This window comes from Pseudomonas sp. MWU13-2862 (assembly GCF_023242495.1).
Taxonomy (GTDB): Bacteria; Pseudomonadota; Gammaproteobacteria; order Pseudomonadales; family Pseudomonadaceae; genus Aquipseudomonas; species Aquipseudomonas gingeri_D.
In genome coordinates this window covers 63,463-73,885 of record NZ_JALMEZ010000019.1, presented here as the reverse complement: position 1 = coordinate 73,885, position 10,423 = coordinate 63,463, and the positions used below count along the sequence as shown (strand labels likewise).

Sequence of the window (10,423 nt, the reverse complement as noted above, 5' to 3'; positions counted from 1 at the left end):
CGACTCCACTAACGGGTTTCACGCGCATCTTGCGCAGCAGGCAGGGTAAAGCCGGAGACCGAGCGCCGCAGCTGGCTGGCCATTTTCGCCAGGTTGCCGATGCTGTCGGCGGTGGCGGTCGAGCCCGACGAGGTCTGGGTGGTGATCTGCTGGATCACGTTCATGGTCAGCGAGATCTGTCCCGCCGACGTGGTCTGTTGCTGGGCCGCGTTGGAAATGCTCTGGATCAAGGCCGCCAGGGTCTTGGAGACTCCTTCGATTTCTTCCAGGGCAACCCCGGCATCCTGGGCCAGCCGCGCGCCGCGCACCACTTCGGTGGTGGTCTGCTCCATGGAGATCACCGCCTCGTTGGTGTCGGTCTGGATCGCCCGCACCAGGGTTTCGATCTGCCGGGTCGCCGCCGACGAACGTTCCGCCAGGCGCTGGACCTCATCGGCCACCACCGCGAAACCGCGCCCGGCATCGCCGGCCATGGAGGCCTGGATCGCCGCATTGAGGGCGAGGATATTGGTCTGGTCGGCAATGTCGTCGATCAGGCTGACGATATCGCCGATTTCCTGGGAAGACTCGCCCAGGCGCTTGATCCGCTTGGCGGTGTCCTGGATCTGTTCGCGAATATTGTCCATGCCGTGGATGGTGTTGTGCACCACCTCGTTGCCCTTGTTGGCGATCTCCACGGAGCGCTCGGCCACCGCCGACGATTCGGCGGCGTTGGCCGAGACCTGGTCGATGGACTCGGCCATATCGCTGATGGCGGTGGACGCTTCGGAAATCTGCTGGGCCTGGTGCTCGGAAGCTTCGGCCAGTTGCATGGCGGTGGCCTGGGTTTCCTGCACGGCGGCGGCGACCTGGCCCGCGGTGAGGTTGATGGTGGCCACCAGATCCCGCAGCTGGTCGACGGAATAGTTGATGGAGTCGGCAATGGTTCCGGTGAAATCTTCGGTGACGGAGGCGGTCACGGTCAGGTCGCCGTCGGCCAGGTCTTCGATTTCATCCAGCAGGCGCATGATCGCGTGCTGGTTGCGCTCGTTCTTTTCGGCGGTTTCGTGCAGTTGCCGATTGGTCTCGCGGACCATCACCAGGCCGATCAGGATGATCGAGGCCAGGGCCAGCAGGCCGAGGACATAACCGCCGATGGTATCGAGGGAGCGTTCGCCGGCAAGGTTTTCAAAACCGTTGGCGAGGTGCGAGGCTTCGTCCAGCAGGGTTTGCGACAGGCTGAAGATATTCCCGGCCGACTCGCGAACCTGGAACAGCTGCGGTGAGGTTTCGAGGATTTCATCCACGGAGCCTGAGACGAATTCGAACAGTTCGGCGATATCCCCCAGACGGGCGCGGGCGTCCTTGTCTTCGACCTGAGTGATTTTCAGCGCCGCATTGCCCTGGAGCATGCCGTTGAGCACCTGGCCGAAACGGGCGGCGTCACGACCGAAGGCATCGGCGGCCTGGGACGAGGTTTCGTCGCCGGCCAGCACCGTGTTCACCGCGCCGAGGATCCGCTCGGCCAGCAACGACTGGCGCTGGGCCATGGCCACCTGGGCCGCCGGGGCGCCGCGTTGCAGGAGAATCTCCACGACCTTTTCATATTCGACCTGCAACTGCGGCACGGTTTCGGCCAGGGTCGCGGCCACCTGATGCAACGACAGCACGGTCTGTTCGCTGGCGAGGATGGCATCGGTGTTGCGCAGCAGGTTTTCCCAATCCTGCTGCACGGCGTGCATTTCCGTACGCACGGCGGGCGGCGCGGCGGGCAGGCCAGTGGCCGGGTCGCCTTTTTTCAGGTAACCCCAGCGTTGGGCGAAGTCGTTGCGCGCGTCGCTCAGCAACTTGAACGCCGCGGCCTTGCCGGAAGCCGCTTCCGTGGCGTTCTTGGCGATACGCTGGGACAGCACCCGCAGCTCGCCGGCATGGCTGATGTATTGCTTGTCGTAGGTGGACTGGGTGTTCAGGTAGGCGAAGTTGGCGAACAACAGCATGATGAACACGATCAGGGCGATAAACAGCACGATGATCTGCGAACGACTGCGCGAAGCCTCCAACGGCTTGCCGGTTTTAGCGTTTGTCATCGATCAGGCCCCTGCCTGTAAGGCTACATCCAGAAACCCCGGCGCCTGCGCCAGGGCAAACGGGCTGAACACCCACCAACTGCGTTCACGCTCGAAACGGCCCTGGACAAAGGGCGCCACCGCCGCATCCGGCGGCTGGACCGAAAGCCCCTGCTGCCCGCCCTGGGGAAAGTGCTGCAAGCCGGCCACTTCGTCCACCATCAGGCCGGCGAACACGTCTTTGTATTCCACCACCAGCACCCGCCGCTGTTTGCGCAACGCGGACAGCTCATGGCCGAAAAACCCACACAGGTCCATGATCGGCAGCAGGCGCCCACGCAGGTTGGCCACGCCCTTGACCCAGGGTTTCACCCCCGGCAACAGGGTGTGACGCGGCTCATGCAGGACTTCGCCGACTTCGCCCATCGGCGCCACATACCAGTGCTCGCCGAGGCGAAAGCCGATACCGCTCCAGGTGTCCTGGCGGGCCTGTTGCGACGGCAGGTCGGCCGCCAACAGGCGACAGCGCTGGTCGATTTCCAGCAGCAGCTGGAAGGCAGTCTGCGACGGGCTCATGGGCGCGGGCCGTCAGCCGGCGAGGACGCTGTTCAGGGTCTTGATCAGGGTGTCTTCTTCCACCGGTTTGGTCAGGTAGTCGCGAGCGCCCTGGCGCGTGCCCCAGACCTTGTCGGTTTCCTGATCCTTGGTGGTGATGATGATCACCGGGATATGGCTGGTTTCACTGTCTTTGGTCAGCTGCCGGGTGGCCTGGAAGCCATTGAGGCCCGGCATGACGATGTCCATCAGGACCGCGTCGGGCTTTTCCTGGCGGGCCAGGGCCACGCCGTCGGCACCGTTTTCGGCCTTGAGCACTTCATGACCGTGCTTCTCCAGCATGGTGGTCAGTTTGTACATTTCAGTCGGCGAATCATCGACGATCAGGATACGTGCCATGGTGTTCCCCACTGCTTATAAGGCGGGCGGCCAGGCGGCCGGCCGTCAATGTGCTTGTTCTACCGCCGCGAACCCCGGCACATGGGCCTTGATCGCGGCCAGCAGTTCTTCCTTGCTGAACGGCTTGGTCAAAAACTGATCGGAACCGACGATACGCCCCTTGGCCTTGTCGAACAGGCCGTCCTTGGAGGACAGCATGATCACCGGCGTGGACTTGAACGCACTGTTGTTCTTGATCAGGGCGCAGGTCTGGTAGCCATCCAGGCGCGGCATCATGATATCGACGAAGATGATACCCGGATGGTGATCGGCGATCTTGGCCAGGGCATCGAAGCCGTCGATGGCCGTGATCACTTCGCAACCCACGTGTTTCAACAGCGTCTCGGCGGTGCGACGAATCGTCTTGGAGTCGTCGATGACCATCACTTTCAAGGCTGTGGAATGCTGTTCCATATCTGCTCTACCATCGCCACAGCGACTCGATTGACTGCATTTAAGCGCTTTCCAGGCGCGAAGCCCTTGATGTGTAAGCGCTTCGAGCGGCATGCGAGCCTTTTTAGCACAGTCTCAAGATGCAATCTATCAACCGCCCCCGGCCCCACCCGGACAGGCGGTTTTTCCTTGACCGGGAATCGGTGTAGCGCCACTCTGACGCCACTTTTTCAAGTCATTTCGGCCATCACGGCCCATAGAGGATATAGCCCATGAGCGTTCGTCTCGGGATTGTCATGGACCCCATCGCCAATATTTCCTATAAAAAGGACAGTTCCCTGGCGATGTTGCTGGCCGCCCAGGCGCGCGGCTGGACCCTGTTCTACATGGAACAGCAGGACCTGTACCAGGACGCCGGCGTGGCGCGCGGGCGCATGCGTCCACTGAAAGTGTTCGCCAACCCCGAGCACTGGTTCGAGCTGGAAGCCGAGACCGACACGGCCCTGAGCGACCTGGACGTGATCCTGATGCGCAAGGACCCGCCCTTCGACATGGAGTTCGTCTACTCCACCTACCTGCTGGAACAGGCCGAGCGCGCCGGGGTGCTGGTGGTCAACAAGCCGCAGAGCCTGCGCGACTGTAACGAAAAGCTCTTCGCCACCCAGTTCCCGCAGTGCACCCCGGCCACCGTGGTCAGCCGTCGCGCCGATGTGTTGCGCGAGTTTGCCGCCAAGCACGGTGACGTGATCCTCAAGCCGCTGGACGGCATGGGCGGTACTTCGATCTTCCGCCACCGGGTCGGCGACCCGAACCTGTCGGTGATCCTCGAGACCCTGACCGCCCTGGGCAGCCAGCAGATCATGGCCCAGGCCTACCTGCCGGGAATCAAGGACGGCGACAAGCGCATCCTGATGGTCGACGGCGAGCCGGTGCCCTATTGCCTGGCACGGATCCCTGCCGCCGGTGAAACCCGCGGCAACCTGGCCGCCGGCGGTCGCGGCGAAGCCCGTCCGCTGACCGACCGCGACCGCTGGATCGCCGCCCAGGTCGGCCCGACCTTGCGGGAAAAAGGCCTGTTGTTTGTCGGCCTGGACGTGATCGGCGAGCATCTGACGGAAATCAACGTCACCAGCCCGACCTGCATCCGCGAGATCGACAACGCCTTCGGCACCGACATCGGCGGCCTGCTGATGGATGCCATTGAGCGCAAGCTGCAAGCCCGTTGATGTAGAACAGCCGAGAAAAAACCAACATTGCGTTATCATTCCGCGCTTTCGATACATGCGATGTTGGTTTCCTGGTCATGACGCTTCCCGCCGATCTGCCTCCCGAACTTTCCCGCCCCGGCGTACGCCCGGCGGATCGGCTTGGCTTCACGCTTTTCCTGGCGGCGCTGATCCACCTGGCGCTGCTCCTCGGTGTGGGCTTCAGCGTCGTCGAGCCCAAGCAGATCAGCAAGACCCTGGAAATCACCCTGTCCACCTTCAAGAGCGTGAAACCGCCGGAAAAGGCTGATTTCCTCGCCCAGGACAACCAGGAAGGCAGCGGCACCCTGGATAAAAAGGCGATACCCAAGACCACCGAGGTCGCGCCGTTCCAGGACAACAGCATCAATGAGGTCACCCCGCCGCCACCGGCCAAGCAGGAAGTGACCGAAGCGGCGCCGAAGGCGGTGGTCACCACGGTGGCGCCGAAGCCGAAGAAAGCGGTGATCAAGCATGAGCAGGTCAAGACCGAGGCCGCCCCCCAGCAACCGGCGCCGACGTTCGACAGCTCGCAGTTGAGCAGCGACATCGCCAGCCTTGAAGCGGAACTGGCCAAGGAACAACAGTTGTATGCCAAGCGCCCGCGGATTCATCGCTTGAGCGCGGCCTCGACCATGCGCGACAAGGGCGCCTGGTACAAGGATGACTGGCGCAAGAAGGTCGAGCGCATCGGCAACCTCAATTACCCCGAAGAAGCCCGTCGCCAGCAGATCTACGGCAATTTGCGGCTGATGGTCTCGATCAACCGCGACGGCTCGCTGTATGAAGTGCTGGTGCTGGAATCCTCCGGGCAGCCGCTGCTGGACCAGGCGGCGCAGCGGATCGTGCGCCTGGCGGCACCGTTCGCGCCCTTTACCGGCGATCTGTCGGACATCGACCGCCTGGAGATCATCCGCACCTGGCGTTTTTCCCGGGGCGACAAGCTTTCCAGCAACTGAATCGCGCCTACACCGCTTGTCAGGTCGCCCGCCCACGGCCACACTAGGGCTCATGAAAAACCTCACCCCGACGTACCTCAAGCATCATTTCCTGATCGCCATGCCGCATATGGCCGACCCGAATTTCGCGCAGACGGTGACCTATATCGTCGAGCACAGCGCGAACGGTGCCATGGGGCTGGTGATCAACCGCCCGCAAGCGCTGAGCCTGGCCGATATCCTCGAGCAACTGCGCCCGGACATCGAGCCGCCAGCCCTCTGCCAGCATGTGCCGATCTATACCGGCGGTCCGGTGCAGACCGACCGCGGGTTTGTCCTGCACCCCATCGGCCAGACCTACCAGGCCACCGTCGAACTGGAAGGCCTGGCGCTGTCCACATCCCAGGACGTGCTGTTCGCCATTGCCGACGGTGAAGGCCCATCCCGCAGCCTGATCGCCCTCGGCTACGCCGGTTGGGAAGCCGGGCAACTGGAAGCGGAACTGGCCGACAACGCCTGGCTGACCTGCCCGTTCTCCCCGGACATTCTCTTCGAAACCGACAGCGACGCCCGCCTCGCCGCCGCCGCCGCTCACCTGGGGATCAACCTCAGCCTGCTCACCAGCCAGGCGGGCCACGCCTGATGGCCGCCATCCGCCTGCTGCTGGGTTTCGACTACGGCACCAAACAGATCGGCGTCGCCGTCGGCCAGATGATCACCGGCCAGGCCCGTGAGCTCTGCACCCTGAAGGCGCAGAACGGGATTCCCGACTGGAACCAGGTCGAAGCCCTGATCAAGGAATGGAAACCCGACGCCGTGGTGGTCGGCCTGCCGCTGAACATGGACGGCACCCCCAGCGACATGTGCGCCCGTGCGGAGAAATTCGCCCGCCGGCTAAACGGGCGCTACAACCTGCCGTTCTTCACCCAGGACGAACGCCTGACCACTTTCGAAGCCAAGGGCGAACGCATGGCCCGTGGCGGCCAGAAAGGCACCTATCGCGACAACCCGGTGGACGCCATCGCCGCCAAGCTGCTGCTGCAAAGCTGGATCGAAGAACACCCGACACCTGCCGAGTCCTGAACAGCGGCGCTGCCCGAACCTCTTACCCTCGCCTTGATCCCCCGCAAGGGCCCTTGAAGGAGCAACCATGAGCCTGCCCAATCCCGCCGACCTGATCAGCCAGATGGCCGTCGATCTCAACGCCCACCTGAGCAAGCGCGCCATTGTCGAACCGCGCTTTATCGGTATTCGTACCGGCGGCGTGTGGGTGGCCCAGGCGCTGCTCAAGGCCCTGGATAGCACATCGCCCCTGGGCACCCTGGATGTGTCCTTCTACCGCGACGACTTCAGCCAGAACGGCCTGCACCCGCAGGTGCGCCCGTCCGAGCTGCCGTTCGAGATCGAAGGCCAGCACCTGGTGCTGATCGACGACGTGCTGATGAGCGGCCGGACCATCCGCGCGGCCCTCAACGAGCTCTTCGACTACGGCCGCCCGGCCAGCGTGACGCTGGTCAGCCTGCTGGACCTCGATGCCGCCGAACTGCCGATCCGTCCCGATGTGGTCGGTGCAACACTGTCGCTGGCTCCCACGGAACGGGTAAAATTGTCCGGCCCCGCGCCGCTCCAACTTGAACTTCAAGACCTCGCCCTTTAAAGAGTCCCTTGCGATGACGCCTCTAGACGCCAAGCGCCCGCTGCAGCTCAATGATCAGGGCCAGCTACGCCACTTCCTCTCGCTCGACGGCCTGCGCCGCGAGCTGTTGACCGAAATCCTCGACACCGCCGACTCCTTCCTCGAAGTCGGCGCCCGGGCGGTAAAAAAAGTCCCGCTGCTGCGCGGCAAGACCGTGTGCAACGTGTTCTTCGAGAACTCCACCCGTACCCGCACCACCTTTGAAATGGCGGCCCAACGGCTGTCGGCGGACGTGATCACCCTGAACGTGTCCACGTCCTCGGCGAGCAAGGGTGAAACCCTGCTCGACACCCTGCGCAACCTCGAGGCCATGGCCGCCGATATGTTCGTCGTGCGTCACGGCGAGTCCGGCGCCGCGCATTTCATCGCCGAACACGTCTGCCCCCAGGTGGCGGTCATCAACGGCGGCGACGGCCGCCACGCGCACCCGACCCAGGGCATGCTCGACATGCTGACCATCCGTCGGCACAAGGGCGGCTTCGAAAACCTCTCGGTGGCCATCGTCGGCGACATCCTGCACTCGCGGGTGGCCCGTTCGAACATGCTGGCGCTCAAGACCCTCGGTTGCCCGGATATCCGCGTGATCGCGCCGAAAACCTTGCTGCCGATCGGCATCGAGCAATACGGGGTGAAGGTCTACACCGACCTGGCCGAAGGCCTGAAGGACGTCGACGTGGTGATCATGCTGCGCCTGCAGCGTGAACGCATGACCGGCGGCCTGCTGCCCAGCGAAGGCGAGTTCTACCGCCTGTTCGGCCTGACCACCGCGCGCCTGGCCGGCGCCAAGCCGGATTGCATCGTCATGCACCCGGGCCCGATCAACCGTGGCGTGGAAATCGAATCGGCGGTGGCCGACGGCCCCCATTCGGTGATCCTCAACCAAGTCACCTACGGCATCGCCATACGCATGGCCGTGCTGTCCATGGCCATGAGCGGGCAGACTGCCCAGCGCCAATTCGACCAGGAGAAGGCCAAGTGAAACTGAGCATACTCGGCGCCCGCGTCATCGACCCGATCAGCGGCCTGGATCAAGTGACCGACCTGCACCTGGAAGCCGGCAAGCTGATTGCCATCGGCGCCGCCCCGGCGGGTTTCGCCGCCGTCGACGTGATCGATGCCAAAGGCCTGGTGGCCGCTCCCGGGCTGGTGGACCTGAACGTCTCCCTGCGCGAGCCGGGCTACAGCCGCAAGGGCAATATCGCCAGCGAAACCCGCGCGGCCGCGGCCGGCGGCGTCACCAGCCTGTGCTGCCCGCCCAAGACCAAACCGGTGCTGGACACCTCGGCGGTGGCCGAACTGATCCTCGACCGTGCCCGCGAAGCCGGCAACACCAAGGTGTTTCCTATTGGTGCCCTGAGCAAAGGCCTGGAAGGCGAACAGTTGGCCGAGCTGGTGGCCTTGCGCGATGCCGGCTGCGTGGCGTTCGGCAACGGCCTGGAGAGCTTCCGCAACACCCGCACCCTGTGCCGGGCGCTGGAATATGCGGCGACGTTCGACCTGACGGTGATTTTCCACTCCCAGGACCATGACCTGGCCCATGGCGGCCTGGCCCATGAAGGCCCGACCGCCAGCTTCCTCGGCTTGTCGGGGATTCCGGAAACCGCCGAGACCGTGGCCCTGGCCCGGGACCTGCTGCTGGTGGAGCAGAGCGGCGTGCGCGCGCACTTCAGCCAGCTGACCAGTGCGCGCGGCGTGGCCCTGATCGCCCAGGCCCAGGCCCGTGGTTTGCCGGTGACCGCCGATGTGGCCTTGTACCAGTTGATCCTGACCGACGAAGCGCTGATCGACTTCTCCAGCCTTTACCACGTGCAACCGCCGCTGCGCACCCGCGCCGACCGCGACGGTTTGCGCGCGGCGGTGAAATCCGGGGTGGTGAGCGCCATCTCCAGCCATCACCAGCCCCATGAGCGCGATGCCAAGCTGGCGCCGTTCGGCGAGACCGAGCCGGGCATCAGCAGCGTCGAGCTGTTGCTGCCGCTGGCGTTGACCCTGGTGGAAGATGGCCTGCTGGACCTGCCGACCTTGCTGAAGCGCCTGAGCGCCGGTCCTGCCGAAGCTTTGCGCCTGCCGGCGGGCAAGCTGGCGGTGGGGGCGGCGGCGGATCTGGTGCTGTTCGATCCGAGCACCTCGACCGTGGCCGGTGAGCACTGGTTGTCCAAGGGCGAGAACTGCCCGTTCCTCGGCCATGCGTTGCCGGGAGCGGTGCGTTATACGCTGATGGATGGGCGGATCACACACCAGGCGTGATCCAGTATTTGTGGGAGCGGTGCTTGTCGGATCGCCGCACCGCCGCGAAGCTTTTAGCGTCCTTAAAACCGCCTTCGCGGGCAAGCCCTGCTCCTACAGATTTATGTCGTACACCAGATTGATATTCGACGAAGACTGTAGGAGCAGGGCTTGCCCGCGAAGAGGCCCTTGAGGTTACCAACCCCCCCCCAGAGAAAAGGGATTCGACCTCAACCCCGCCCGCTGTTCCTCAGCGACACCTGGTCATTCAGTGTCCAGAAGTCATACAGCACGCCAAGCCCCAGCAACCCGCCCGTCAGCAGATAAAGCAGCCCGGTCAGCCATTTGCCCTGGTACATCCGGTGAATACCGAACAAACCCAGGAACGTCAGCAGCAACCAGGCAACGTTGTAATCCAGCGGCCCGGCGGTAAAACGCAGATCCGCCTCGCGGTCCATGCCCGGAATCAGGAACAGGTCGATCAACCAACCGATCCCCAGCAACCCGAAGGTAAAAAACCAGATCGTCCCGGTAACCGGCTTGCCGTAATAGAAGCGGTGAGAACCGGTAAAACCAAAAATCCACAGCAAATACCCGAGTAAAACGTTGTGGGTATTCGCCGGTGTGCCGTCCTGCCGATAGGTGTTCATCAACGCCTTCTCCGAGCTCGATAGATAAATATTTCGTAAAACCGTGTGACTTTTTTACTGTCTCAAAACATGTAACAAACCCTTACCAAAAATCGCTGAAAGCCTTGTGGGGCCTGACTTTCACGTGACTCGTGGGTCGGATTTCACAGCCGCAGGCCACTTTAAACCCCTGTATTGATTCGACAAACGGGCCCAGAAGTGACCAAAAAGCTGTTATAAAGTTGCGCGATTACCTATT

Annotated in this window: 12 protein-coding genes; 7 read left to right on the top strand and 5 right to left on the bottom strand. The window is 63.3% G+C overall.

Annotation, left to right across the window (positions count from 1 at the left end):
* Positions 1-8 precede the first annotated feature (8 nt).
* The 4 genes from M5C56_RS28025 to pilG are packed head-to-tail and all read right to left on the bottom strand — an operon-like array spanning position 9 to position 3,452.
* Positions 9-2,066 carry a methyl-accepting chemotaxis protein gene (locus tag M5C56_RS28025; protein WP_103494424.1) on the bottom strand — a complete coding sequence of 686 codons (2,058 nt, stop codon included), beginning with the start codon at positions 2,064-2,066 and terminating at the stop codon, positions 9-11.
* A 3-nt stretch (positions 2,067-2,069) separates the two neighbouring features.
* Positions 2,070-2,621 (bottom strand): chemotaxis protein CheW, encoded by a 552-nt coding sequence (locus tag M5C56_RS28020; RefSeq protein ID WP_103494425.1) that lies wholly within the window; start codon positions 2,619-2,621, stop codon positions 2,070-2,072.
* Between the two features lie 12 nt (positions 2,622-2,633).
* Positions 2,634-2,999, bottom strand: coding sequence for a twitching motility response regulator PilH (gene pilH / locus M5C56_RS28015; RefSeq protein WP_103494426.1), 366 nt, complete (start codon positions 2,997-2,999; stop codon positions 2,634-2,636).
* Positions 3,000-3,044: 45 nt separating this feature from the next.
* Positions 3,045-3,452 carry a twitching motility response regulator PilG gene (gene pilG, locus M5C56_RS28010; protein WP_103494427.1) on the bottom strand — a complete coding sequence of 136 codons (408 nt, stop codon included), beginning with the start codon at positions 3,450-3,452 and terminating at the stop codon, positions 3,045-3,047.
* Between the two features lie 251 nt (positions 3,453-3,703).
* Here pilG and gshB point away from each other — a divergent pair, with 251 nt between their 5' ends.
* The 7 genes from gshB (at position 3,704) to M5C56_RS27975 (ending at position 9,556) form a co-directional block, all read left to right on the top strand.
* Positions 3,704-4,657, top strand: a complete 954-nt coding sequence (gene gshB, locus M5C56_RS28005; protein WP_100944625.1) for a glutathione synthase — start codon at positions 3,704-3,706, stop codon at positions 4,655-4,657.
* Positions 4,658-4,734: 77 nt separating this feature from the next.
* Positions 4,735-5,634, top strand: a complete 900-nt coding sequence (locus tag M5C56_RS28000; RefSeq protein WP_103494428.1) for an energy transducer TonB — start codon at positions 4,735-4,737, stop codon at positions 5,632-5,634.
* Between the two features lie 52 nt (positions 5,635-5,686).
* A complete protein-coding gene (locus M5C56_RS27995; RefSeq protein ID WP_103494429.1) occupies positions 5,687-6,256 on the top strand; it encodes a YqgE/AlgH family protein in 570 nt (189 codons plus the stop codon).
* Positions 6,256-6,696 carry a Holliday junction resolvase RuvX gene (gene ruvX, locus M5C56_RS27990; protein WP_103494430.1) on the top strand — a complete coding sequence of 147 codons (441 nt, stop codon included), beginning with the start codon at positions 6,256-6,258 and terminating at the stop codon, positions 6,694-6,696. The genes M5C56_RS27995 and ruvX overlap by 1 nt, the downstream gene beginning before the upstream one ends.
* A gap of 67 nt (positions 6,697-6,763) precedes the next feature.
* Positions 6,764-7,270: a bifunctional pyr operon transcriptional regulator/uracil phosphoribosyltransferase PyrR gene (gene pyrR, locus M5C56_RS27985; RefSeq protein ID WP_103494431.1), complete on the top strand. Its 507-nt coding sequence runs from the start codon at positions 6,764-6,766 to the stop codon at positions 7,268-7,270.
* A gap of 13 nt (positions 7,271-7,283) precedes the next feature.
* On the top strand, positions 7,284-8,288 hold the full coding sequence (locus tag M5C56_RS27980; protein WP_103494432.1) for an aspartate carbamoyltransferase catalytic subunit: 1,005 nt from the start codon (positions 7,284-7,286) through the stop codon (positions 8,286-8,288).
* Positions 8,285-9,556, top strand: a complete 1,272-nt coding sequence (locus M5C56_RS27975; protein ID WP_103494433.1) for a dihydroorotase — start codon at positions 8,285-8,287, stop codon at positions 9,554-9,556. Before M5C56_RS27980 ends, M5C56_RS27975 begins: the two co-directional genes overlap by 4 nt.
* 209 nt (positions 9,557-9,765) lie before the next feature.
* Here the strand turns inward: M5C56_RS27975 and M5C56_RS27970 are convergent, their stop codons facing one another.
* Positions 9,766-10,185 carry a TM2 domain-containing protein gene (locus M5C56_RS27970; protein ID WP_103494434.1) on the bottom strand — a complete coding sequence of 140 codons (420 nt, stop codon included), beginning with the start codon at positions 10,183-10,185 and terminating at the stop codon, positions 9,766-9,768.
* Positions 10,186-10,423: the final 238 nt, after the last annotated feature.